Source organism: Hyphomicrobium sp., from assembly GCF_035548195.1.
Lineage (GTDB): Bacteria > Pseudomonadota > Alphaproteobacteria > Rhizobiales > Hyphomicrobiaceae > Hyphomicrobium_B.
Genome location: NZ_DASZTY010000007.1, coordinates 13,337 through 37,929 on the forward strand (window position 1 = coordinate 13,337; position 24,593 = coordinate 37,929).

At 59.2% G+C, this 24,593-nt stretch carries 23 protein-coding genes and 1 riboswitch; of the genes, 16 read left to right on the forward strand and 7 right to left on the reverse strand.

The features are described 5' to 3' along the window. Nucleotides 1-102 precede the first annotated feature (102 nt). Nucleotides 103-1,590, forward strand: coding sequence for a uroporphyrinogen-III C-methyltransferase (gene cobA / locus VHB22_RS01280; RefSeq protein WP_325455136.1), 1,488 nt, complete (start codon nt 103-105; stop codon nt 1,588-1,590). A gap of 31 nt (nt 1,591-1,621) precedes the next feature. Then, nucleotides 1,622-2,596 carry an adenosylcobinamide-phosphate synthase CbiB gene (cbiB, locus tag VHB22_RS01285; protein ID WP_325455353.1) on the forward strand — a complete coding sequence of 325 codons (975 nt, stop codon included), beginning with the start codon at nt 1,622-1,624 and terminating at the stop codon, nt 2,594-2,596. Here the strand turns inward: cbiB and VHB22_RS01290 are convergent. From VHB22_RS01290 to cobU, 3 genes are read right to left on the reverse strand one after another with little or no spacing between them, the layout of a single operon-like run. Next, a complete protein-coding gene (locus VHB22_RS01290; RefSeq protein ID WP_325455137.1) occupies nt 2,580-4,052 on the reverse strand; it encodes a cobyric acid synthase in 1,473 nt (490 codons plus the stop codon). The two genes, cbiB and VHB22_RS01290, sit on opposite strands and share 17 nt — an antisense overlap. A gap of 32 nt (nt 4,053-4,084) precedes the next feature. Then, the gene (gene cobO / locus VHB22_RS01295) at nt 4,085-4,708 is read right to left on the reverse strand and encodes a cob(I)yrinic acid a,c-diamide adenosyltransferase (RefSeq protein ID WP_325455138.1); all 624 of its coding nucleotides are present in this window, start codon (nt 4,706-4,708) and stop codon (nt 4,085-4,087) included. Nucleotides 4,709-4,710: 2 nt separating this feature from the next. Beyond that, a complete protein-coding gene (gene cobU / locus VHB22_RS01300) occupies nt 4,711-5,235 on the reverse strand; it encodes a bifunctional adenosylcobinamide kinase/adenosylcobinamide-phosphate guanylyltransferase (protein WP_325455139.1) in 525 nt (174 codons plus the stop codon). Between the two features lie 59 nt (nt 5,236-5,294). Further along, a riboswitch (cobalamin riboswitch) is annotated at nt 5,295-5,475 on the forward strand. Between the two features lie 159 nt (nt 5,476-5,634). On the opposite strand from cobU, the gene cobW reads away from it, so the two are divergent. Genes cobW through cobJ form a run of 6 tightly spaced genes read left to right on the forward strand, consistent with a single transcriptional unit; the run spans nt 5,635 to nt 13,354 of the window. Then, nucleotides 5,635-6,672, forward strand: coding sequence for a cobalamin biosynthesis protein CobW (gene cobW / locus VHB22_RS01305; protein WP_325455140.1), 1,038 nt, complete (start codon nt 5,635-5,637; stop codon nt 6,670-6,672). Further along, on the forward strand, nt 6,672-9,962 hold the full coding sequence (gene cobN, locus VHB22_RS01310; RefSeq protein ID WP_325455141.1) for a cobaltochelatase subunit CobN: 3,291 nt from the start codon (nt 6,672-6,674) through the stop codon (nt 9,960-9,962). Before cobW ends, cobN begins: the two co-directional genes overlap by 1 nt. Then, nucleotides 9,959-11,233: a precorrin-3B synthase gene (gene cobG, locus VHB22_RS01315; RefSeq protein ID WP_325455142.1), complete on the forward strand. Its 1,275-nt coding sequence runs from the start codon at nt 9,959-9,961 to the stop codon at nt 11,231-11,233. The genes cobN and cobG overlap by 4 nt, the downstream gene beginning before the upstream one ends. Next, complete coding sequence (locus VHB22_RS01320) at nt 11,230-11,859, forward strand: precorrin-8X methylmutase (RefSeq protein ID WP_325455143.1); 630 nt, start codon at nt 11,230-11,232, stop codon at nt 11,857-11,859. Before cobG ends, VHB22_RS01320 begins: the two co-directional genes overlap by 4 nt. Further along, nucleotides 11,856-12,599, forward strand: a complete 744-nt coding sequence (locus VHB22_RS01325) for a precorrin-2 C(20)-methyltransferase (protein ID WP_325455144.1) — start codon at nt 11,856-11,858, stop codon at nt 12,597-12,599. The genes VHB22_RS01320 and VHB22_RS01325 overlap by 4 nt, the downstream gene beginning before the upstream one ends. Continuing rightward, nucleotides 12,596-13,354, forward strand: a complete 759-nt coding sequence (gene cobJ / locus VHB22_RS01330) for a precorrin-3B C(17)-methyltransferase (protein WP_325455145.1) — start codon at nt 12,596-12,598, stop codon at nt 13,352-13,354. The genes VHB22_RS01325 and cobJ overlap by 4 nt, the downstream gene beginning before the upstream one ends. Here cobJ and VHB22_RS01335 read toward each other — a convergent pair. Then, nucleotides 13,324-14,109 (reverse strand): cobalt-precorrin-6A reductase, encoded by a 786-nt coding sequence (locus VHB22_RS01335; RefSeq protein ID WP_325455146.1) that lies wholly within the window; start codon nt 14,107-14,109, stop codon nt 13,324-13,326. The genes cobJ and VHB22_RS01335 overlap by 31 nt on opposite strands. Nucleotides 14,110-14,126: 17 nt before the next feature. Here VHB22_RS01335 and cbiE point away from each other — a divergent pair, with 17 nt between their 5' ends. The 7 genes from cbiE to VHB22_RS01370 all read left to right on the forward strand — a co-directional run bounded on the left by cbiE (nt 14,127) and on the right by VHB22_RS01370 (nt 19,650). Next, entirely contained in the window at nt 14,127-15,350 is a 1,224-nt protein-coding gene (gene cbiE / locus VHB22_RS01340) for a precorrin-6y C5,15-methyltransferase (decarboxylating) subunit CbiE (protein ID WP_325455147.1), read from the forward strand. Next, on the forward strand, nt 15,347-15,733 hold the full coding sequence (locus VHB22_RS01345) for a cobalamin biosynthesis protein (protein ID WP_325455148.1): 387 nt from the start codon (nt 15,347-15,349) through the stop codon (nt 15,731-15,733). The genes cbiE and VHB22_RS01345 overlap by 4 nt, the downstream gene beginning before the upstream one ends. After that, nucleotides 15,730-16,485, forward strand: coding sequence for a precorrin-4 C(11)-methyltransferase (cobM, locus tag VHB22_RS01350; RefSeq protein WP_325455149.1), 756 nt, complete (start codon nt 15,730-15,732; stop codon nt 16,483-16,485). Before VHB22_RS01345 ends, cobM begins: the two co-directional genes overlap by 4 nt. An 8-nt stretch (nt 16,486-16,493) precedes the next feature. Beyond that, nucleotides 16,494-17,849, forward strand: coding sequence for a cobyrinate a,c-diamide synthase (locus tag VHB22_RS01355; protein WP_325455150.1), 1,356 nt, complete (start codon nt 16,494-16,496; stop codon nt 17,847-17,849). 191 nt (nt 17,850-18,040) lie between these two features. Continuing rightward, the gene (locus VHB22_RS01360; RefSeq protein WP_325455151.1) at nt 18,041-18,211 is read left to right on the forward strand and encodes a NepR family anti-sigma factor; all 171 of its coding nucleotides are present in this window, start codon (nt 18,041-18,043) and stop codon (nt 18,209-18,211) included. Continuing rightward, entirely contained in the window at nt 18,208-18,771 is a 564-nt protein-coding gene (locus VHB22_RS01365; RefSeq protein ID WP_325455152.1) for a sigma-70 family RNA polymerase sigma factor, read from the forward strand. The genes VHB22_RS01360 and VHB22_RS01365 overlap by 4 nt, the downstream gene beginning before the upstream one ends. Before the next feature lie 72 nt (nt 18,772-18,843). Continuing rightward, the gene (locus VHB22_RS01370; protein WP_325455153.1) at nt 18,844-19,650 is read left to right on the forward strand and encodes a response regulator; all 807 of its coding nucleotides are present in this window, start codon (nt 18,844-18,846) and stop codon (nt 19,648-19,650) included. Nucleotides 19,651-19,824: 174 nt separating this feature from the next. On the opposite strand, the gene VHB22_RS01375 is transcribed toward VHB22_RS01370, so the two are convergent. Then, nucleotides 19,825-19,998, reverse strand: a complete 174-nt coding sequence (locus VHB22_RS01375) for a DUF1328 domain-containing protein (protein WP_325455154.1) — start codon at nt 19,996-19,998, stop codon at nt 19,825-19,827. Nucleotides 19,999-20,680: 682 nt separating this feature from the next. On the opposite strand from VHB22_RS01375, the gene VHB22_RS01380 reads away from it, so the two are divergent. Then, nucleotides 20,681-22,093: a sensor histidine kinase gene (locus VHB22_RS01380; protein WP_325455155.1), complete on the forward strand. Its 1,413-nt coding sequence runs from the start codon at nt 20,681-20,683 to the stop codon at nt 22,091-22,093. A 19-nt stretch (nt 22,094-22,112) separates the two neighbouring features. Here VHB22_RS01380 and VHB22_RS01385 read toward each other — a convergent pair whose 3' ends face one another. Both VHB22_RS01385 and VHB22_RS01390 read right to left on the reverse strand, forming a co-directional pair. Beyond that, the gene (locus VHB22_RS01385) at nt 22,113-22,544 is read right to left on the reverse strand and encodes a response regulator (RefSeq protein ID WP_325455156.1); all 432 of its coding nucleotides are present in this window, start codon (nt 22,542-22,544) and stop codon (nt 22,113-22,115) included. Between the two features lie 142 nt (nt 22,545-22,686). Continuing rightward, a complete protein-coding gene (locus VHB22_RS01390) occupies nt 22,687-24,507 on the reverse strand; it encodes a sensor histidine kinase (protein ID WP_325455157.1) in 1,821 nt (606 codons plus the stop codon). Between the last annotated feature and the right edge of the window lie 86 nt (nt 24,508-24,593).

Genomic DNA, 24,593 nt, shown 5'->3' on the forward strand with positions numbered 1-24,593 from the left:
CGGGGCCGCTTGCGACCTCGGGCCTCTCTGCTGGCGGATCAAAGGTGTTATATGAGGGCGGAGGGCGTGCGATGACGTCCGAAGCCTGATAACCCTTTGCCGATGACCTTTCGCAAAAAAGACACGCACGTACCAGCCCAGGCTGCGCCAGCGACACTCGAGCAGCTCGTTCGCTGGCGTCGCGACGTACGCCGTTTCAAGACCGATCCCGTACCGGATGACATAATCCAGCGGCTGCTCCGTCTTGCCGATCTCGCGCCTTCCGTCGGCAACAGCCAGCCCTGGCGCATCCTGAATGTGAAAGACGCCGGCATTCGTGCGGCAATTGCCAAGTCCTTCGAAGCCGAGCGCCGGAAGTCGGCTGAGGTCTATAAGGATGACAAGGCCAGCCTCTACAACAAATTGAAGCTTGCGGGCTTCGACACTGCGCCTGTGCACCTTGCGATATTCTGCGATCGCGATGCCGCCCAGGGGCACGGCCTGGGCCGTCAAACCATGCCCGAAACGCTCGATAGCTCGTGCGCGTGCATGGTCACGACTCTATGGCTCGCGGCACGCGAAGCCGGGCTTGGCCTCGGTTGGGTATCTATCGTCGATCCGTCGGCGGTTACCACAATGCTCGGTGTCCCGAAGAACTGGAAATTCATCGGCTATCTGCTTCTCGGCTGGCCCGAGGAAGAGCATCTCGATCCGGAGCTCGAACGTCACGGCTGGCAGGCGCGAACACCGTTCGAATCGCGATATTCGGAATTGGGATCGGCTGAACGGGGTCCATCGCAGCATCCACAGCACGTTGCTGCGAAGGGGGCCGTCGCGCTGGTCGGCGCAGGGCCTGGCGACCCTGACCTCCTGACGATCAAGGCATTGCGTGCCCTGCAGTCCGCCGACGCTGTGCTCTTTGACGATCTCGTCGCCAAGCCGATCCTTGATTTCATCCGGCCGGGCGCGAAGCTAATCGATGTCGGCAAGCGAGGCTATCGCAAATCATGCAAGCAGCCAGACATCAACACCGAAATGATCCGATTAGCGCGCGACGGACTGAAGGTCGTTCGCCTCAAGTCAGGTGATCCGCTCATCTTCGGCCGTGCCGGAGAAGAGATCGAGGCGTGCCAGCAAGCGGGCGTTCCCATCGACGTCATTCCCGGCGTGACCTCGGCGCAAGGCGCAGCGGCGAACCTCAAAGTTGCGCTGACGAACCGTGACCATGCGCGCCGTCTGCAATTTATTACTGCACACGACCGGCGCGGCCACCTCCCGGCCGATATCGATTGGGGTGCGGTGGCGGATACGGCCGCAACGACGGTCGTCTACATGCCGAAGCGGACGCTTGCTGAACTGACGGAAATCGCGATCGCGCATGGTCTCGATCCAAACACGCCTGCCATCGCGGTCGCAAACGCGACACGGCCGGACCAGCAAGTATTCATCTCGTCCGTCGGCGCGATAGCAGCTGCGCTAAGCGCGGCGAACCCCGATGGGCCCGTGCTCATCATGATTGGCGAAGCGTTGCGCTATGCCGACGCCGCCAATGCAACCGAGCAGGCGAGCGCGATGGCCGCAGCGCTCGGCGCGTTGCCGGCATCGACGTAATGACCGTGCCGTTGGAAGTCGCATCGCGATGATGTCCGTTGCGACGGCGCTATTCGTTCTGATTGCCGCGCTCTGCACGGAGGCGGCGTTTGGATATCCGCAAAGCCTCTATCGCACTGTAGGCCATCCCGTAATCTGGATCGGCGCGCTCATCGGCAAGCTCGATCAGACGCTCAACCGTGATGATCTGAGTGACTCGACACGAAAAACGTTTGGTGTGCTGGCGCTGGCGTTGATCATCACCGTTCCCGTCATCATCGCTTGGGTCATCGAGCGCGCACTTGAGCCATCATGGCTTGGAAAACTCGTCATAGCTTTGCTTGCCTCAACGCTGATCGCCAGCCGAAGCCTCTACGAGCACGTCCGCGACGTTGCCCGCGCCCTCGACGACAAAGGGCTCGAAGCTGCACGGCGTGCCGTTGGCCGCATTGTCGGGCGCAATCCGCAAACGCTCGACGAACATGGCGTCGCACGCGCCGCAATAGAAAGCCTGGCAGAAAATGCATCAGACGGCGTGACGGCGCCTGTGTTCTGGTTTGCTGTGCTCGGATTGCCAGGGCTTGCTGCTTACAAAGCCATCAACACGGCGGACAGCATGATTGGTCACCGCACGCTGCGCCACGAGCAATTCGGCTGGGCCGCGGCGCGCCTCGACGATGTCGTGAACTTGCCAGCCTCTCGGCTTACAGGTTTGCTTCTCACGATGGCAGCTTGTGTTGTGCCAAACGGTTCACCGGGTGAGGCGCTGCGCGCCATGCGCCGCGACGCCCGCCATCATCGTTCGCCAAATGCGGGCTGGCCGGAAAGCGCTATGGCCGGTGCGCTGGGGTTAAGGCTCAACGGCCCCAAAACGTATGGAACGGCGCGCGTCGAAGATGCCTATATGGGCGACGGCCGCCGCAACGTCACTGCGGCCGACATAACGCACGCGCTTCAGCTTTCAAGCGTAGCTTGGGCATTGATGCTCGCCGTTTTACTTGCCCTCGCGTTTATTTCGCTAATCTGAGCAAACAATCGACGTCGATATGCTGCGCAAGATGCCCGGCAAGACGATCCAAAATATCGTCGATTGAGCTTTCATAACTTTCGTCCGAGCTGCGGGAGCCAAGTTCCCACAAAAACGCGCGACGCGCTTCATCACATGCAAAAAGACCGTGCACATAGCAACCGCTGACGTGCCCGTCTGCCGAAACGGCGCCATCGTTTCGCCCATCGGAAAATTTCAAAAACGGTCTTGCGAGATCGGGCCCCGACGTGTGGCCGACGTGCATTTCGTAGCCATTGAAAGCCGCATTCGACCCGCAAAGGAAGCCTTCCACCTCGGCCAGTTTCTTGTCGTTGCTCAACTCCGTCTCGATATCAAGAAGCCCGAGACCGTCCACTGTCCGGATCGGCCCCTCGATCCCGTGCGGATCGGAAATGCGTCTTCCCAGCATTTGATAGCCGCCGCACAACCCGAGAACCCGCCGGCCATGGCGAACGTGCGCTTTGATATCGATATCCCAGCCTTCCGTGCGCAGAACGGCCAAGTCGTCGATCGTCGTCTTCGATCCGGGAAGCAGAATGAGGTCGGCATCGGCTGGAATAGGTCGCCCGCGTTCGATCAATTCCACAAAGACATTCGGCTCATTCCGCAGTGGATCGAGATCGTCGAAATTCGAAATGCGAGGCAGTAGGGGAACGGCGATGCGCAGATTACCCGACCTATCCGCTTTTTCAGATTTCAAGAGATCGCGCAGCCCGAGTGCATCTTCCGCCGGAAGCTTCCGCGCTTCATCGAAATAGGGGACAAGTCCGAGCGGCGACCAACCTGTCATTCGGGCAATGGCCGTCATGCCATCGGCAAACAACGAAGCATCGCCGCGCATTTTGTTGACAATAAATCCTTGAATCATTGCGGCGTCATCTGGTGCGAGCACATGCCTCGTGCCCACCAGACTCGCGATGACCCCGCCGCGATCGATATCGCCGATCAGGATCATTGGAACATTCGCAGCGCGCGCAAATCCAATGTTAGCAATATCATTCGCACGCAGATTGATCTCCGACGCACTTCCTGCGCCTTCGACCAGGATAAGATCGTGATCGCCCTTCAATCGCCCAAAGCTGTCAAGCACAGCAGGCAGAAGATCGCGCTTCTTTGTTTGAAAATCCCGGGCTCCCGCCATACCCGTCATCCGTCCCTGGACGATAATCTGCGCACCCGTCTCGCTCTGAGGCTTCAGGAGAACGGGATTCATATGTACGGTCGGCATTACCCGGGCGGCTCGTGCCTGCAGCGCTTGCGCACGCCCAATTTCGCCGCCATCCGCCGTCACCGCAGCGTTATTTGACATGTTCTGCGGTTTGAACGGCACAACCCGAATGCCGCGATTGGCGAACAGCCGACACAATCCCGCAACGATCAGCGACTTGCCGACGTCCGAGCCCGTTCCAGAAAACATCACCGCTCGCGCTGGCATAGGCCCTCTGAGGAATTCGACTCGATAAACCGCTAAAACTCGATGCCTTCTTGCGCTTTGATGCCCGCCGCGAAATGGTGTTTCACCGCGCCCATCTCGGTGACGCCGTCGGCAAGCGCAATCAGTTCCGGCTTGGCATTGCGCCCCGTGACGACGACGTGCAGGTCGTCGCGTCGGTTACGAAGCGCCTCGATCACCTCATTTAGCGGCAAGTAATCGTAGCGAAGAGCGATATTTAGCTCGTCCAGAACGAGAAGCCGGATCGTCGGATCGGCCATCAGCTCGCGAGCCTTGGCGAAAGCGCGAGTCGCAGCGGCAATGTCGCGCGCCTTATCTTGCGTCTCCCACGTAAAGCCTTCCCCCATCGTGTGCCACGAAACCTGATCGCCGAACCGCGCCAGAGCATCGCGCTCACCCGTATGCCAGGCGCCTTTGATGAACTGGACTACCCCGATCCGCCAACCGTGGCCGAGTGCACGCAATGCCAATCCGAATGCAGCGGTCGATTTGCCTTTGCCGGGACCGGTATGAACAAGCAGTACGCCCTTTTCGATTGTCTTGCCCGCGACCTCGGCATCCTGCACGGCTTTGCGTTTCGCCATTTTCGATTTATGGCGCTCCGCATCATCGGTGTGCGTATCGGAATTGTTATTCACGTTCAGCCTTTCAAATTCATCGGCAACCCGGCGGCGACGAAGACAACGCGATCGGCAACGGCCGCGATACGCTGATTGAGCCGTCCAGCCTCGTCGCGAAAGCGGCGCGCTAGCGCGTTATCGGGTACGATCCCGAGCCCGACCTCATTGGAAACCATGATACAGGGCGCGGCCCGTTTGGATAGCGCAGCAATCAGCGTTTCCGTTTCTTGAACGATGTCGCGATCTGCAAGGATGAGATTGGAAACCCACAGCGTCAGGCAATCGATGAGGCAAGGCGTCTCGACAGCCTTTCCGGCGAGAACACGAGCAAGGTCAAACGGCGCTTCATGTGCAACCCAGCCCGTCCCGCGCCGTCGCTGGTGAATATCGATCCGTTGGCGCATTTCGTCATCGAACGGCTCGGCTGTCGCGACATAAGCCCACGGCGGTGGCAGCGCGGTCAAAAGGCTTTCTGCATATACGCTTTTGCCGGACCGGGCACCGCCCAGGACGAGCGTCAGCGGCGGTATATTCGCGGCGGTCATGAGATACTTTCGGACGGTCGGAGTGCCGTGCTTGGCGATTGACGAAGCATAGGGCGTCACTTATCGATTGAGGCGACGGTCCCTCGCAAGAGGGTTTCAAGGGAATGCGGTTGAACTCCGCAGCTGCCCCCGCAACTGTAAGCGGCGAGCACATGGCAAATGAACCACTGGGACTCCCGGGAAGGTTGCCAGATGCCGCGACCCGCGAGCCAGGAAACCTGCCGTCGTGCAGCCAACGCGAAACCGGCGCCGGTGGGGCGCGGAAAGGTTAAGATTGAAAGACGTCGTCATCGTCGCGCCGACGGGTGCGCTCCCATAACGCATAGTTGATTTCATCCTGCGGCCTCCGCACACGGAGGACCACCCGCATTGAAGCAAATTGGAATTGGAGCCGCCCGAATGAACGCGCGTAAAGTCCCCGTCACCATCGTCACAGGCTTCCTCGGTGCCGGAAAAACAACTCTGGTCCGCCACGCGATTGAGAATGCCGAAGGCCGTCGCTTGGCGTTGATCGTCAACGAATTCGGCGATGTTGGAGTCGACGGGACGATCCTGCGGTCGTGTGGTATCGAGAATTGTCCCGACGAGAACATCGTCGAGCTGACGAACGGCTGCCTTTGCTGCACTGTTGCCGATGATTTCATCCCCACGCTCGAAGCGCTCTTGTCGCGAAATCCAGCGCCGGAGCACATTATCATCGAAACGTCCGGTCTGGCGCTGCCGAAACCGCTCGTCAAAGCTTTCGAATGGCCGGACATCCGCAATCGCGTTACAGTCGACGGTGTCGTGACTGTCGTGGACGGCCCCGCCGTCAAAGCCGGGCGCTTCGCCGACGATCCGGAGAAAGTCGCCGCGCAGCGCCAAGCTGATCCGTCGGTCGATCACGAAAACCCGCTCGAAGAAGTCTATGAGGACCAGCTTCTTTGTGCCGACCTCGTTGTACTGAACAAGAGCGATTTGCTTTCGGAAGACGAGATCAAATCGATTTCTGAAGAGATCAAGAGCAATGTTCCGCGCGCAATCAAAATTGTCGCGACGCGTGAAGGTCAGGTACCTGCGAGCGTGCTTCTCGGGCTTTCGGCCGCTGCCGAGGACGACCTCGCTTCGCGGCCGTCGCATCACGACAACGAACCCGAGCATGACCACGATGATTTCGAGACGTTTATCGTCGAAGTGCCGGAGGTCGCATCGCCGGACGATCTGGCTACGCGCGCCAAAAGCATCGCCAACGCACACGATGTTCTCCGCGTTAAAGGTTACGCGGCGATCGGTGGCAAGCCGATGCGGCTGTTACTGCAAGGTGTCGGCGAACGTGTGGACACGCGTTATGAACGCGCATGGCGGCCCGATGAAACACGAATCGGACGGCTCGTTGTCATTGGCCAAAAAGGTCTGGACCGCGATGCCATCGTTCGGACATTGACGGGCGCGTCCTGATGCACATCATCGTCCGCGAGAGCCGGGAGCTTGACGAGGCCGCAGCAGTGCAGGACCTCGGGCTCTCGCCTGCGGACATTCTTTTTCTCTCGTTCTCCGATTCTGATTTGGCCATGGCCGCTGCGGCGTTTCGCGATGTGCCAGAGCCCGAACGTCCGAGCCTGCGTGTCGTCAATCTCAACAGCCTGCGTCATCCGATGTCGGTCGATCTTTTTATCGACGATACCGTGAAAGGCTCGAAGGCCGTCATAGTTCGATTGCTTGGCGGGCTCGACTACTGGCGGTATGGCGGCGAGCAGCTAAGTCGCCGTTGCCGCGAACTTGGCATCACGCTGGCCATTGTCCCAGGCGACGGCCGTCCCGATATGCGGCTCGCTGCGATGTCCACCCTTCCGAGCGAAGACTTGGCGAGACTTGAAGGATTGCTCGACGCGGGAGGAGTCGAAAACACGAGGCTTGCACTAAGCGCTATATTGGCGCGCGCATCGGGCGATGGGACAGCGATACCGGAAGCGCGTGACGTTCCGGCATTTGGCGTCTATCGTGGGCACGGCGGAACGACATCCGAAGAGCTTGCCGTCATCGTTTTGTATCGTTCGCATCTGTTGGCTGGAGACGTGGCGCCGATCGATGCGCTCGTCGATGCGCTGGAGATACGCGGTTTGCCAACGACCGCGATCTACGTTCCAAGTCTCAAGGCCGGGGAGGCGGCCGAGTGGCTTCGCAGTGAACTGAAGCGCCTGTCACCGTCCGTCATCGTCAATGCCACGGCCTTCGCCGCCCGCAATAGCGATGATGGGTCGCCCCTCGATGCTTCCGATTGTCCGGTTCTGCAAGTCGCGCTCACCAATGCACCGGAAAAGCTCTGGAACATTTCGCAACGTGGTGTCAGCGCCTCCGATCTTGCGATGCACGTCGTCTTGCCGGAACTCGACGGACGCCTATTCGCGGGTGTGATCTCATTCAAGGAGCCCGATGACCTCGGCGATGATCTCGGACTGTCCCTTGTCCGGCACGCGCCATATCCACATGGGATAGCGCACGTCGCTGACCTTGCGTTGGCATGGAGCCGGTTGCGCTCCTTGCCGCGCGGTGAGCGCCGCGTCGGACTTCTACTCTCAACCTATCCGGGCCGGCCGGATCAAATAGCGCATGCCGTCGGACTAGACGGACTCGAAAGCGCTTTACGCATCGTCGATCGGCTGCAACGCGACGGCTATCGCGTGTCCGGTTTGTCGGAATCGGCACGCACACTCATAACCAGTTTGATCGAACCGACCCAGATTTATTGGCCACTGGAAGATTACCAAAACGCTTTTCGCCAATTGCCGCGAGCGTTTCAGGACACGGTGCACGCGGCCTGGGGCGGACCCGAAAACGATGCATTCCTGGCCGACGGGACATTCCAAATTCGCGTTGCGCAATTCGGAAAGGTCATCGTCGGATTACAGCCCGAGCGCGGCCAGATAGACGATCGCAAGGCACAGTATCACGATCCGTCAATGCCGCCCCGTCACAGCTACGTCGCGTTTTATCTATGGCTGCGTCATGTCGCGAAAATCGATGTGCTGATTCATCTTGGTGCTCACGGCACACTTGAATGGCTGCCAGGGAAAGCTGTTGCAGGTAGCGAAGCCTGTGCACCGCGTGCCGTGCTCGGCGCATTGCCTATGATCTATCCTTTTATTGTCAACGATCCAGGCGAAGCGGCGCAAGCAAAGCGCCGCATAGGCGCGATTACGCTCGGACACCGCCCGCCGCCGATGACGGAAGCTGGCCTTTCCGGTCCGCTCAGCGAAGTCGAGCGTCTGGTTGACGAATTCTCTTCCGCCGAAGGTCTTGACCCGCGCCGCCGAAAGACGCTGTCCGCCGAAATCGTCGATGCAGCGACAAGCGCCGGAATAGCCGAACGCTGCGGCCTGACGCCCGGCATGCCGGCCGCCGACGCGTTGATGCGCATCGATGCCTTCCTCTGCGACGTCAAAGAGTTGAGCATACGCGATGGTCTGCACGTGCTTGACGATACGGAGCTTGACGCGATCGCGCATGCGCTTGACGGAAAGTTCATCGAGCCGGGCCCGTCTGGCGCGCCGAGTCGTGGCCGCGCCGACGTTCTGCCTACCGGCCGTAATCTGTTCAGCGTCGATCCCCGCTCCATTCCCACGCCGACGGCATGGACCAATGCGCGCCGCGCGGCGCGGGCCATTCTCGACCGCTACCTTTCGGATCACGGCGACTGGCCGCGCGCTATCGTGCTCGATCTGTGGGGCAGCGCGTCGCTGCGGACAGGTGGCGAAGAACTCGCGACCGCTCTCGCACTCCTGGGTGTCAGGCCAGTTTGGGACAGGCAATCCTACCGTGTCACCGGTATCGAAACGGAATCGATCGCCGAATTGGGCCGCCCGCGCGTCGACGTCACGCTCCGAATCTCCGGATTATTCCGGGACATGTTCGCCGCGCAGTTGACGCTGTATGATAGCGCGGTGAACCTCGTCGCACGTTTGCAGGAAGACGCTGCCGACAATCCTCTTGCCGAAGCCGCAAAAAGCGAGACACATCTGGATCGCATTTTCGGTCCAGCCGACGGAAGCTTCGGATCGGGCGTAATGCAGCTGATCGACAGCGGCGAATGGAACACTCAAGCCGACCTCGGCGCATCCTACGTCGAAAATTCGTCTCATACCTACGCAACTGTTGGTTCGTCAAAAGCCGACCGGGAGGCATTCACCGAGCGGGTAAAAGATGCCGATGCCTTCGTCCACATCCAGGACCACCGCGAAATAGATCTTCTGACCGGCGGCGATTTCGCGGCCCATGAAGGCGGCTTCGCTGCTGCTGCGGCAGCCGCAGGAAACGAGAAAGTTGCGCTTTATCACGGTGATACGGGAGCGCCCGAGACGCCGCGCATCCGCACGCTGGCGGAAGAATGCGCGCGCGTCGTCCATGGTCGAGCAACCAATACGCGTTGGATAGAAGGCCAGATGCGTCATGGCTTTCGCGGGGCAGCGGAAATGGCGCAGAGCGTGGACGCTGCGTTTACGTTTGCAGCGACGGCCCGCACTGTCGATAGCGGCGGCTTTGATAGGCTTTATCAAGCCTATCTCGGAGATCCTGCCGTTGCGGCCTTTCTCGCACGAGAAAACCCCGCGGCGGTCGACGCGATGCGCCGCCGCTTCGAAGAGGCGATTGCGCGGGGGCTTTGGCATCCTCGCCGCAACGATGTTTCGGTACGCGCCGAGCCGGACATTCCATCGTCTGGAAAGGCGTCACCTCGCGAGGCCGCTGAATGAGCACGCGCCCGGCATTGCGAAGAGGATGGTGTCCCGGAGCATTGCGTCCGATGCAGTCGGGCGACGGTCTTCTGCTGCGCATTCGACCGCGCCTCGGGACGTTCGATATCGCCGCGCTGAAGACGATCGCGAGAGTTGCCTCGGAGTTTGGTTCGGGACAAATCGACTTGACCAACCGGGCGAACCTGCAATTGCGCGGCCTGACGGCTAAAAGCCATCAACAGGCTCTCAGCTTGTTGGATGAGGCTAGGCTGATCGATGACGATCCAGACGCCGAAGCCGTCCGCAACGTTGTCGTCGATCCGCTGAGCGGCATTGACCCCGTTCGCGCCGATGTGCGTTCTTTCGCCCATGAGCTAGAGAGCATTCTCTCCACCGCCAGGGGTTTCCGGCACCTGCCAGGCAAGTTTGGGTTTAGCTTTTCGGGCTCGGAAGACCCGCACATAGGCGGCCGATCGACGGACATTATGGTGTCGGTCACGTCGCCGGATCGCTTTGCAATACGTCTCGACGATAACATAAGTGTCGCCGCGGTGCTCTCTCCGGACAAGGTCACCGCAGCCATTACACATTTGGCTTCGGTGTTTCTCGAATTGCGAGCAAGCGACCCCGCGATCGGCCGAATGAGAGATGCCGTCGGACGACGCGGAAGCGCGATGATCTACGCCGCCGCAGGGCTGGGATCATCGATGCTGGCACCCGTTTCGCACCCGCGTTCGGACTCTCCCCCGGTCGGCATGATGGGACATTCGGATCGCGTGTATGCGGCTGGCGTCGGACTGCCATTCGGCCGCATAGATTCGGATCAATTGGAATCGTTGTGCGCGCTCGCCGCCGCACTGAAGCGCGATACGGTGCGCATGAGTCCGCAACGCACATTAGTCTTCCCGGTCGATGGCGAATCTCAAGCCACCGCCATTCTACGCGAGGCGGAACGCTTGAGTTTGATTGCGAAACCGAACGATCTCCGGCTTTTTTTCGATGTCTGTCCTGGCTCTCCGGCCTGCACGAACGCCACGACCGAGACCCGAAGTGATGCCCGTCGCATCGCAGAGGCCCTTGTCGGTCAGGCTCTTTCATCTGTGCACATTTCGGGCTGCGAGAAAGGATGCGCCCGGCATGGCGCTGCCGCCTTGACGCTCGTCGCCCGCCATGGCCGTTACGACTTGATCTGCAATGATGGCCCGGATGGACCCGTTACTCTAACGGGCATAAGTCCGGCGGAAATTGACGCCGCCGTCGCACGTTTTGTTATCGAGCAAACACTATGACGATCCAAGACTACATACGCGATGGCAGCGCGATTTATGCGCGCTCGTTTGAGATTATCCGCGCAGAGGCTGATCTGGCTGGTTTCTCGCCGGAGGAGGAGCGCGTAGCCGTCCGCATTATCCACGCTTGCGGCATGGTCGATATCGTGCGCGACTTGGTCATATCGCCGGCCTTCGCCGCCACCGCTGCTGCGGCGTTGAAAAACGGCGCGGCAATCCTCTGCGATTCGATGATGGTCGCCGACGGCGTGACACGTGCACGCTTGCCCGCGAGCAATCAGGTGATCTGCACGCTACGCGATGCGCGCGTACCTGAAATAGCGAGCGAAATCCGCAATACCCGGACGGCCGCCGCAATGGAGCTTTGGCGGCCGCATCTTGCTGGCAGCCTCGTGGTCGTTGGCAACGCCCCGACCGCACTTTTTCGATTGCTCGAAATGTTGGATGACGGTGCACCAAAGCCGGCGGCGGTCATCGGCATGCCCGTCGGGTTTGTCGGCGCGGCGGAATCGAAAGACGCCTTGGCCGCGGACGGACGTGTGCCGTTCGCGATCGTAAGAGGACGCAAAGGCGGTAGCGCAATGGCTGCTGCCGCCGTCAACGCGCTCGCAAGCGAGGTCGAATGACGGCCAACAAATCTGGTACGCTATACGGCGTCGGACTCGGCCCCGGTGACCCCGAATTGCTGACGCTCAAGGCAGCGCGTATTCTTCAAAACGCATCGGTCGTAGCACACTTTCGAAAAAAGGGTCGCCCCGGCCACGCGTGGACGATCGCCATGGCACACGTGAACGCCCGCGCGACAGAAGCCGCATTCGAATATCCGGTAACGACGGAAATCGACTTTCGCGATGATGCCTACGTCGATGCCATTCGCGCCTTTTATTGCGAGAGCGCAAAGACGATCATGCAGCACCTCGCCGACGGATCCGATGTGGCGCTCCTCTGCGAGGGCGACCCGTTTTTCTATGGATCGTTCCTCCACATGTACGATCGCATTCGCGAAACATATCCGATCCGCGTGATCCCAGGCATCACCGGCATGTCCGGATGCTGGACGGCCGCCGCCGCGCCGATCACCTACGGCGACGACGTATTGACGGTGCTGCCCGGCACCCTAGATCGCACGGCCCTCGCCACACATCTCAAGAATGCAGACGCCGCAGTGATCATGAAAGTCGGCCAGAACCTGAATAAGATTAGGCTTGCGCTCACCGACGCGGGCCGCGTGACTGATGCGATCTATGTAGAGCGCGGCACGATGCAAGGCGAACGTGTCGTCCCTCTCGCCAAACTTGACGATTGCGCCGTGCCGTACTTTTCGATCATTCTTCTGCCCGGCGGACGTGGACGGCGCATCGCATGAGCGGACAACTGACGATTGTCGGCTTGGGACCGGGGCCAGCAGGTTGGGTCACGCCCGCTGCGAACGCCGCCGTTGCCGCGGCCGATGTTATGCTGGGCTACGCGCCCTACCTTGCTCGGCTAACGCCGCGTGCGGGGCAAATTTTTGAAGCCTCCGACAATCGCGAAGAATTGCAGCGTGCTGTGCGCGCCCTGGAATTGGCAAGCCAAGGCAAGCGCGTCGTAATGGTTTCCGGCGGCGACCCCGGCGTCTTCGCGATGGCCGCTGCCGTTTTTGAAGCCGTCGAAAAAAATCCCGGCCTGGCAAATGATTTCGATATTCGCGTCGAGCCGGGCATAACCGCGATGCTCGCTGCTGCCGCTCGCATCGGCGCACCGCTCGGTCACGACTTCTGCGCTATATCGCTGTCAGATAATCTGAAGCCTTGGGAAGTGATCGAAAGGCGGCTGCGCCTCGCAGCGGAAGCAGACTTCGTGATCGCTCTCTACAATCCTGCGTCGAAGGCAAGGCCCAACCAGATACGCCACGCGTTTCGCATCTTGAACAGCGCACGAAAGCCAGAGACGACCGTGATCTTCGCGCGCGCTGTCGGCCGCGACGATGAAGAGATCGAAGTTACGACTCTCAAGGAAGCGCCCGACGCTCTCTGCGATATGCGGACGCTCGTCATCGTCGGATCCGACGCGACACGTAGCCTTCGCGGCAATAAGGGTCGCATCTGGGTTTATACACCCCGTTCCGCGCGGGGTAAGTGATGGCGCACAATCCAGGCCATAGCCTCTTCTGCAGACGGGACGACAAACCTTTCGCCGATCGCCGCGCGTTGAACCATATGGACGGGCAATTGCAACCGCCGCGCTGCCTCGATTTTTGCATATGCCGCACCGCCACCGGAGTTCTTCGCAAGAACGTAAGCAATCTCATGTGCGCGAAAGAGAGCGATATCGTCCTCTGCTACGAACGGGCCACGAGCCGAAATTATAACCGCGTGTGCAAGTTCGGGCGGTGGTTCGATCGGGTCCACAACGCGAATGATGTAGCGATGCTGGGGCTTCGCACCAAGGCGGGAAATCGACGATCGACCAAGCGCGGAGAAAACATTCGCCGGCCTGTCGGGGAGCGCGGCAATCGCATCTTCGACCGTGGCATGCTCTGTCCAGATATCGTCGGTGACTCTTCGCCAAGCGGGCCGTTCGACCGCGAGCAGCGGCACGTTCGCGCTAGAACACGCGGCAATGGCATTGTTGCTGATCTGCGCTGCGAATGGATGGGTCGCATCGATGACGACATCTACCGCGTCACGCACCAAATAGTCGGCGAGTCCATCGGCACCTCCGAAGCCGCCGGTCCGGACCGGAATCGGACTCGGAGCTGGGCTACGCGTCCGTCCCGCGAGCGAAAGCGTCGCGGCAACATCGCGGAATTCCGCCAGCCGTTGCGCGAGCAAAGTTGCCTCGGTCGTACCGCCAAGCAGAAGAAGTTTGAGCGGCCTGTGTTTAATCGCATCCATGATATGAGCCCCATGCCATGAGCGGCCGCTGGTTGTCTATCATCGGTATTGGCGAAGACGGCCGCGCAGGCCTCGGCACCGCGGCTAATGCTCTGATCGACGGTGCCGATCTCATCGTCGGAGGGCCGCGGCATCTCGATCTTGTCGGCGAAACGCGCGGCGAAAAGATGCAATGGCTGTCTCCGCTGGAAGCGACGAGCACGGAGATATTGACGCGGCGTGGAATGCCGGTGGCCGTATTGGCTTCGGGAAATCCGTTCTGGTTCGGTGTCGGCGTAACGCTCACGCGCGCAATCCCAATCGACGAAATGCTCGTTATCCCGGCCCCATCGAGTTTCGCATTGGCGGCAGCCCGACTCGGCTGGGCGCTTCAGGATACCGTAACGCTCGGCCTCAATATGCGCGGACTGACCCCGCTGCTGCGCCGTCACGTTCATCATGGCCGTAAAATTCTTGCGCTGGCCCTCAATGGAGACACGGCGAATGACGTTACGAAGCTTCTGACCGCAGCCGGTTACGGCCGGAGCAAGATCATCGTAATGGAAGCGTTGGGCGGTTCGAGAGAGCGCATCCGTTCGACAAACGCGAAAGCATTCAGTCTGGCGGATATTGCACCATTGAACATCATCGGTATCGATGTCCACGCCGGACCGGACGCGGTTCCCATTCCGTACGCGCCTGGACTTCCCGACAGTTATTTCGAGAACGACGGCCAACTCACCAAGCGCGAACTGCGCGCGCTGACATTATCGTCGTTGCAGCCGTGCCCCGGCCAATTGCTATGGGATATCGGCACCGGGAGCGGATCGATTGGGATCGAATGGCTACTGGCGCATCCATCGACTCGCGCCGTCGGCGTCGAGCGCGACGAAGCCCGGTTGGCACGCGCGAGGCGCAATGCGGTCGCTCTCGGGGTCCCGCATTTCGACATTCGTCTCGGCGCCGCACCAGCTGCGCTTGCCGATTTACCTGCGCCCGATGCAGTCTTCATCGGTTGCGGCACCTCTGGCGGCAAAGTCATTGAAGCCTGTTGGCAGGCATTGAAACCGGGCGGGCGCATCGTCATCAACAGCGTAACGCTCGAATCCGAATTAGCGTTGCTCGCAGCTTATCACGCACATGGCGGTACACTGACGCGATTGAGCGTGGAACGCGCAGAAAGCATCGGGCGACGGATGGTCTGGCGGCCGGCATTGCCGCTATTACAATGGGTGTGTTCCAAGCCTGGCGAGGTAGCATGATTGCTATCGGCATCGGAGCGAATAGCCGCGCCACGGCCGATGATATCGCCGCGGCGCTCATCGAGGTGTCTTGTGAAACTAATAGGGCCGATATCGTTTCGACTTTGCAGAACGCGGTCTCAGCCAGCCTGGTTGAACGGGCGGCCCGCCGCCAATCGCTAGCATACTGGGCATATCCGATCGAAGCGCTGCGCGAGCGGAATGCCGACTGCGTCACGCGTTCGCAACGAACGCTCGATCTTTTTGGAGTCGCTTCTGTCGCTGAAGCCTCCGCGCTCGTAGCCGCCGGCGTCGGCTCGCGACTTCTGACTCCGCGTCGGATTATTGACAAAGTTGCCGTCGCCGTGGCGGTCTCTGTAGACGTGAGAAACCTTCCACAATGACCGTACATTTCATAGGAGCAGGACCGGGCGCTGCGGATCTCATTACGGTACGCGGCCGGGATCTGATCGCGCGTTCGCCCGTCTGCCTTTATGCCGGTTCTCTTGTACCGCCAGCGCTGCTCTCTCACTGCCCGAAGGATGCCGAGATCGTCGACACGGCGCCTATGACTCTCGACGAAATCGTAGCTCGCATTGAGAAAGCGACGGCGGAAGGCAAGGATGTCGCCCGCCTGCACTCGGGCGATTTGTCGATCTGGAGTGCGCTTGGCGAACAGCTGCGCCGTTTGGATCAACTCGGAATCTCCTATACCGTTACGCCTGGCGTACCGTCATTCGCGGCAGCTTCCGCCGCCCTCGCACGCGAATTGACTTTGCCCGAGGTCGCGCAGTCCGTGGTTCTGACGCGGACGCCCGGCCGCGCGTCCTCCATGCCCGAAAACGAGACGCTCGAAGCGTTCGCCGCGACGCGAGCGACGCTCGCCGTTCATTTGTCGATCCACGCCATCGCCGAGGTCGTCCGGCGTTTGCTGCCCTATTATGGTGCGGAGTGCCCGGCGGCCGTCGTATACCGCGCCTCTTGGCCCGATGAGCAGATTATTCGCGGGACGCTTTCTACCATTGTCGCACTGTGCGCAGAAAAAGCGCTCGAACGCACGGCGCTGATCCTTGTCGGTGAAGCTCTTGGGCGCGACGATTTCCGTGAGAGTGCGCTTTACAGCGTCGATTATCGGCGCCGCTTTCGAGGCGGATGAAGAAGAGAATGGCCGAAGCTTCGCTATTGCCACCCGGACTTGTGATCGGCGCGCCGCGATCGGGCTCCGGAAAAACGACGGTGACTCTCGGCTTGTTGCGTGCGTTAAAGCGGCGTGACCACGTCGTGCAACCGTTCAAATGCGGCCCCGACTACATCGATCCGGCGTTTCACGCAGCCGCAGCCGGACGCGCCTCCTACAACATCGATAGTTGGACGATGCGCTGGCGCCTCGCCTCTGAGCTGCTGGTTCGTGCTTCGGAACGAACGGATATCGTCATAGCAGAAGGACTCATGGGTCTTTTCGATGGCGTTATGCAGCCCGGCTGTTGGGGGAACGGCGCAAGCGCCGATTTGGCCGCCGCCGTAGGGTGGCCGGTCGTTCTTGTTCTCGATGTTTCGGGCCAATCGCAGACGGCCGCGGCCGTTGCCCGTGGGTTTCAGAATTTCCGCAGCGGCGTGAACATAGCGGGCGTTATCCTCAACCGTGTCGGCAGTCCGCGCCATGTCCGCTTCGTGACGGAGGCGCTGAGCGACACGGGTTTGACCGTCGTTGGCGCGCTGCCGCGAGAGGCGAACCTCGTGCTGCCCGAGCGCCACTTGGGCCTCGTCCAAGCAGAGGAAACGTCGGAACTGGAAAGCCGCCTCGATACACTTGCCGATTTCGTCGAGACCCACATCGATATTGATCGCCTTGTTCAGCTTGCGGAGCCCGGATCGCTAAAGTTTGCGGCCGACGCAAATATTCGACCACCGGGGCAGCGAATCGCCCTCGCACGCGACGCCGCGTTCTCGTTCGTCTATCCGCATCTGTTAAGGGCGTGGCGTGCCGCGGGTGCCGAGATCATCCTATTTTCTCCGCTTGTTGACGAAGCGCCAGATCCCGCTGCTGATATCGCCTGGCTTCCCGGCGGCTATCCGGAACTCTATGCAGGCCGCCTCGCCGCCGCCCAGCAATTCAAATCTGCACTACGGAAATTCGCGGAATCGAAACCGGTTCACGGCGAATGCGGAGGCTATATGACTCTTGGCGCCGGCATCGTCGATGCGGACGGACACCGACACGAGATGCTAGGATTACTGGGATTGGAAACGTCGTACGCGTCGCGAAAACTCAATCTCGGCTATCGTAAAGCAGAGCTTCTCGAAACCTGTGCGCTGGGCCGTGCCGGCGATACGCTGACCGGCCACGAGTTCCACTACGCTCGTATAATTTCAACTCCGGATGCGCCACTTTTCAAACTGCAGGATTCCGATGGCAATGTCCTTTCTGAGGGCGGCAGCCGCCGCGGCCTCACAACGGGCTCATTCTTCCATCTCATCGATCGGGAACCGCAAGCCCGGAATTCAAGCTCAAGCTGCTGATAAGCATAGCCATTTCCGAGAGTGGTGGAGTTCCTATCGCTATGGAACTTTTTCTCGGTTTTGTGCATTTAAATTCAGAACGTCTGAATTAGGGTGTCCTGTGCCGGGAAATGGCAAGTGGACCAATTCACAAAGGGGTGTTCCAAAACATGGGCGCGGGAAGTGCCCCCAAACGGGGTGATATAGATACTATGCAGACGCCGTTGCCGATCGAGCTGCAAGGGCAGATCGGACAGCGCCTGCGCGAAGCTTACAATGAGCTCATTAGCGAGCCGGTTCCGGACCGTTTCGTACAACTTCTTCAGCAATTGAAGAAGCGCGAGGATCAAAGTCCGGGCGGCCAGCAGGGGGGCGATTCGTGAACCGACCTGCAGACGATCTGCAAAATCTTTTAATTGGTGCTGTTCCGAATTTGCGGGCCTTTGCCAATTCGCTGTGTGGCGATCCCACGCGGGCGGACGACCTTGTCCAAGATACGCTCGTTAAGGCGTGGACCAATCTTGACAGTTTCGAAAAGGGTTCGAACCTTAAAGCTTGGCTCTTCACCATTTTGCGCAACACCTATTTCTCTGAATTGCGCAAGCGCCGCCGCGAGGTCGAAGACGCCGATAATGCACTCGCCGAAAGGATGTCCATTCTGCCGGACCAGCAGGTCCACATGGATCTCATAGATTTCAAGAGAGCTTTCGGCACCCTGAGCGACGATCAGAAGGAAGTTCTGTTACTCGTCGGTGCGGAAGGGTTCTCCTATGAGGAGGCTGCAGAGATCACAGGCGCGGCGGTCGGTACGGTCAAAAGCCGGGTCAATCGAGCGAGAGTAGCGCTGAACAAAGCTCTCGGTTTGGAGTCCGGAGAAGACTTCAATTCGAATACAGAATTTATCGGTCTTGTTCGCATGGGGCAGACCGTCGTGCGCAATTAGGTGTTTGTTGCAACCTCTTTGATCGCTGCCCGATCTGCTCTCTAGGAATTAAGGAACTCGCGAGGTATCAAAATGTCGATCGCAGAATCTATCGCCCCGCATCTACCCTATCTCCGCCGCTACGCGCGCTCTCTAACCGGCAGCCAGCAGTCTGGTGACCATTACGTGGCTGCGGTTCTTGAAGCGCTCATTGCCGACTCAAGTGCTTTTGACAAATCGTTGTCTCCTCGCGCGGCGCTTTATCGAGCATTTACGAAGGTGTGGAATTCAATCGCGGTTAATCAAGTAAGTGACGAGCCGCGAACGTCGGAGAAATCGCTTCCCGAACGACGCCTGGAGTCGATTACGCCGCTTCCAAGACAAGCCTTTCTCCTTGTCTCCGTTGAAGGCTTCACGACCGCCGAAGCGGCTCAGATTCTTGACGTCACGCCCGCTCACGTCACTGAACTTCTACAGATGGCAGGCGCCGAAATTGCCGAGCAGCTTTCGGCTGACGTCCTGATTATCGAAGACGAACCTCTGATCGCAATGGATCTCGAAGCGCTCGTTGTCGATATTGGACATCGGGTGCAGGGGGTTGCCCGCACGCACAAGGAAGCGGTCGCGGAAGTCGAAAAGAAAGCGCCGTCGCTGGTTCTCGCCGACATTCATTTGGCCGACGGAAGCTCGGGTCTTGAAGCGGTGAACGAAATTCTTGAAACGATCAGCGTGCCGGTGATCTTCATCACGTCATTCCCGGAACGGCTGCTGACAGGCACCAAGCCCGAGCCGGTCTTTCTGATTACCAAGCCATTCGAGCCGGCGGTGGTCAAAGCAATGATCAGCCAATCGCTCTTCTTTGGATTGCGCTCGACTAAAGCAGGTCAGCGCGCCGCCTGATAGCTCGGCCCCACTAAAGATAAATGGGCGTAACGGGTTTGCCGTTGCGCCCATTTTGTGTCGGTGGGAATCGCGGACGAAAATAGGAGGCCGGAATGAGTATCCGACCTCCTGCTATTTCCATCTGAGTATCAAAGCTCAAAACTCATCACTAGACATGAATAACTTCATGCCTCATGCGCGCCGTAAGAAATTCGCTACCAGCGCCACGACAAAGAGCACGATGGCAACCCAGAAAAGTAGCCGCGCGCCTTCCATTGCGGTTCCCGCAACACCGCCAAATCCGAAGAACGCTGCCACGAGCGCAACGATCAGGAAAACGATGGCGTAGTGCAGAAGATTGCCCATTGCAAAATCTCCATTCAAGCGTGTCGTGTTGAACGTCTTGAAATCGCGGGCGGTTCCGTTTCAAGTCTACAATAGGTCACCAAATCCGCATCCAGATATCTGGATAACAGAAATCCAGATTTGAAAGACAGCCCGCACAGACGAGCCCGTGACGCTCGGGGGAAAGCGTGCACGGGCTCCTGAAACGCGCCGTACCCTGGGCCACGGGGGAGTGGGAGGGAATGCTGGGCACGGTCACGAGTTGGAAACGCGCCACCCCTCGAACCGGTTCCAGATCCTTGTTTAAGAATCGCCTGGGCCTTCATGCGCATCCCGACTGCGAAGCGGATATTGCAACAGTTTATCGGACCAGGCTCAGCATGGCTTCGGCGAAAGGTGTTTGGGCAGATAAGCGCCTTTAACCCTCTCGATATGACGGAACATCGTATAACTCGCTAGAAACCGTCACGGAGAGCTTAAGCCTCGCAAGCGGCCGCGCAAAGGCACGAGCATCGGACTCATTAATGACAAGAGCTAAGTGTACGCGCTTTATCTTCCTTTAGCTTAGCGAGACGTCCTCGTAGACAAGTGTCGTCGCCGCGATCGTGCCGCTCACAAAAACGAACTTGTTCCCGATCCAGTGGTGATGAAATATGAGGCAATCCTGCCGCGTCCGCATCGCCTGCGAACGTAGTGGAGTTCGATGGCATTGATCACATCAAGCATTCCACGAACGCTCGCCGCATGGGTGTTGATCGCAGTTCTTTCGGGATTGGCGGCGATTGCCGCATGGCGCTGGACGGTAACGGCCGCGCATGGCGTGACGCACACGCTACTCGTTCAGCAACAGCTTTCTGATTGGCTCAGCGCCGCTCAGGATCTTGAAACGGGCCAGCGCGGCTATCTCCTGACTCGTGATCCGAAATACCTTGAGCCTTACAATTCGGCCAAAGAGTCGATTGGAAACATTTATGCTCATCTCGCGAAGCTTGTCGCCGACAGACCGCAGCAATTGGCATCTGTCCAAGCCATAGATCAAACGCTCCGGCAGAGACTCGATATTATCGACAAGAGCATTGCTGAGTTGAAAGGCAAGGGCGATGCGGTTCGTGCGGGCGCCGGTAATGGCGTAGGTCAGCAGATTATGGATCGCTTCCGCAATCAGATTGCTGCCGCCAAAAAGCAGGAGCAATCACTCTTCAAGCATCGCCTGGAACAATTTCGCAGCCGAAGTTTCTGGCTTCTTGCCGCCATGCTTGCCACGCTGCTCGCCAGCGCCGGATTGGCGATGATTGCTCTGATCCGCGAAAGGCAGCGCGTTACGGCATTGGAGCTTACCGCTTTGACGCTGACGACAGCGAACAGGACGTTGGAGCAGCATGTCAGGGCTCGCACCGAAGAACTTGCAGTAGAGCGCGACAGAGCCGAAGCAGAACGTGAGCGTGCCGAAGCGTTGCTACGTGACGTAACACACCGCATCGGGAACACACTCGCGCTCGTGGTTGGCTTCATTAATCTGCACATTCGCCATACGACCGACCCTGCATCCGTAAAGACGTTAACTGGCGCGCGCGATCGTATCCATGCCATCGCCAGCGCCCAACGGCGCATCAATGTTGTGAATGATCTCGAACTGGTACGTATCGATACGCTTATGCAATCTGTGATGGCCGACGTCGTTGCCGCGATGGCCGAGGACCGCATCGAGCTTAGCGTGGAAATTCCGCCATTGCTGATACCTGCGCAAGCCGCAACCTCTCTTTGCGTTTTGGCACAGGAGTTCGCCGTCAATTCCTTAAAGCATGCATTCGATGGCACGGCCCGTGGGAAGATCTGTGTTCAACTTAACAAAACGGGCGATAATACCGCTGAACTCATTATCGAGGATAACGGAACTGGACTGCCGCAGTCAGCGCGCGACGAGGATCAGATAATCTCTGAAGAGGGGCTCGGAACGAAAATCGCGAGTCTGCTGACGCGCCAGTTTTCAGGGACCATAATATACGATGCCGTTGAGCCTGGAACCGCCCGGCCCGGTACCCGCGTCACCCTTCGCCTGGCGGATTTGGTTCTCACGCACGCACCGTCCGGCCCTCAAAAGGCGCCGGAAGGCTGATCGTGGCAAGATTGCCGAATTAAGAGACGTCCCAGCGTTCTGCGAAGACTGGAGAAAGGCGCAGCGCGTGCGGCTTTGGTTGCGTTGCGCGCCCGGAGATAAGACAAGCTTCGATGAAGCGGATGGCCGATTTAACGCTTTGCTCGGAAATCGGTTTCGTCAGGACGCCACACGCGGACGCCAAATCCTGCGGCAGATCGTTAGGATTGGATGTCGTAAAGATCACAGTCGCACGCCGGTCCTTTGCGAGTTGACGAGCAAGATCCGTCCCGGTCGTGCCATCGCGCAAATAAACATCGACGAGCGCAAGATCGCATACCGACTCGTCCGCTAGCCGCAGCGCACTCCCAAGTGTCGACGCGACGCCCACAACCTGATGCCCGAGTTCTTTGACGACGACTTCCAGTTCTTCAGCGAGAATTGGCTCGTCCTCGGTAATTAGAACTTTCATTGCAACCCTCGTGTGTCGCCTCGCTCCGGATGCTGAACGACGCTTCTCCGGCTCAACGCGCTGTCCAGCGCATGGTTCCGAGAGGGACCTGGCACATCATCTTATGGTTTGCGAATGCTTGTCGGAGTCGACGGGCGCCGATCTAGCCTGATTCCTGCGGGATGCTGCCGATATTGGAAACCGGTCCCCTGAGAGTCCACGTAAAGTCACCCGGGCCGTCGGATATTTGCGAGTGGAGCTTCAACCCTTGCGTCGAGAAACGCTCGACGACCGACATCCCGTAACCTTTTGGCCGTGCCGAATCATAGCCTGGACCGTCAGATTCGCGCCATGTGATAACGATGGTCCCGTCGCCTGGAAAGGTCCATGTAAGCTGCGCTTTACCCGTCGCGACCGAGAGCGCTCCATGCTCGACAGCATTGAGTGCCAGCTCAGTAAGAATCATGCCGAGCGTCTGCGCCGCTTCGGGAGTTACCAGGAGAGGGGGCCCCGAAATTTTGATCCGCTTCGCATCGGAACGGGCAACGGCTTCGATTTCCGAGAAGGCGAGAGTGTGAAAATCGACATGTTGCCAGTCTGCGGCGACAATCAGATCCTGCGAGGCGGCGAGCCCGGAAACACGTAGCGCGAATTCCTTGAGATGCGATTTTACGTCAATCGCCTCGCGCCCCGTCAGCCGTGCCATGGCAAGAACGAGCGCCAGCATATTTTTCGAGCGGTGCGAGACTTCGCGAAGGAGCGAATCCGTGTGCGATAAGCTTTGCTTCTGGCCGGTGATATCATGTGCAATACCGACGAAGCCCGTGACAGCTCCGTCGGGATCGAGCAGGGGCTGTGCGCGTAACGCGATCCATCGCAGCTCGCCGTCAAAACGCCTGAGGCGAATGTCTGCCGTCAATGGGCGGTTGTCAGCGAGACCAGTCCGTACCAAGTGAAGCAATCGGCGCCGCTCATGTGGAAAAATTCGCCGGAGAATAGACCGCGCAGTCAGTTCTGGAGCGCCGGAGGGCTGCTTAAAAAGTTCGCGGCAGGACGTTCGCCAATGGACTGAACTCTTCGTTCGATCCCATTCCCACGCGCATATCCCGCCGGCGTCAAGCGCCATGCGCAATCGCTCTTTCGCGACAGCATCCTTTTCCTTCGGATGCGAAGACGGATATGCCGGACTGAGTGAAATCAGGTGGTTTGTCTCCGGCTCGCTTCCAGACCGCGCTGCGGCCGCGGTCTTATTCGTTGATGGAAAACGTGGTGGCCTTTTGTTATGCGCTCGCCCTGCCGCACGAAGCCGAGAACCCTTAAGGGCTACGGTCGCAGCCGCCAGCAAAGATGTAACAAGCAGAAAGCATATCCAGTTTCGCCGGCCGTCGGAGGAAACCGTAACAAGTGAGTCTACGGCACCAATCCGAAATCCGAGCGGCGAGAGTTCGGACACGGCTTCGACGTAAGATGAAGAAGGTTGATTTCCTGACTCCACGTCGTCCCGCCCGTCGCTCCGGAGGTTAATGACTTTCCGGCCCTGGGAATCCACGAAAACGAGGTTGTCCGCGTCTTTGGAAATATGCTCAACGGCGTCTTGTAAGATGCTTCGCGGAACACGCATCTGGAACAGCGCAGCCTCGCTGTCCTGCGAGGAGGGAACCCAAATATCGACCGCATCCGCTACTGAAGCTGAACCGCTATGGACTGCTGAAACTTGCGTCGTTTGCGTTGCAAGCGCCGACTTCGCCGCGGCCGCGCCCCGCGTATTGAGCTTAACCGATGCTTCGGTATCGGCTGAGGTCACTTCGAGGGCGCTGTTCCTCGTGACGAAATGGACGCCACGTGTTGAACCGGAAAGCGCTAACGTGTCGCCCGTCGATGCCTGCTGCAGTGGCGCAGCCTCGCGAACGAGTTGATTTAATCGGTCATTAAGCAATGCGGCGGCACGAGCAGCTTCAGCACGTGCATTCGCTTCGACCGTCATACGGGCCCGCGCATCCTTCTCAGTTAGGATAAAGGCTCCCGCCGCGATCCATAACGCGAAGGTCCATAACAGAGGCGCATATGTGC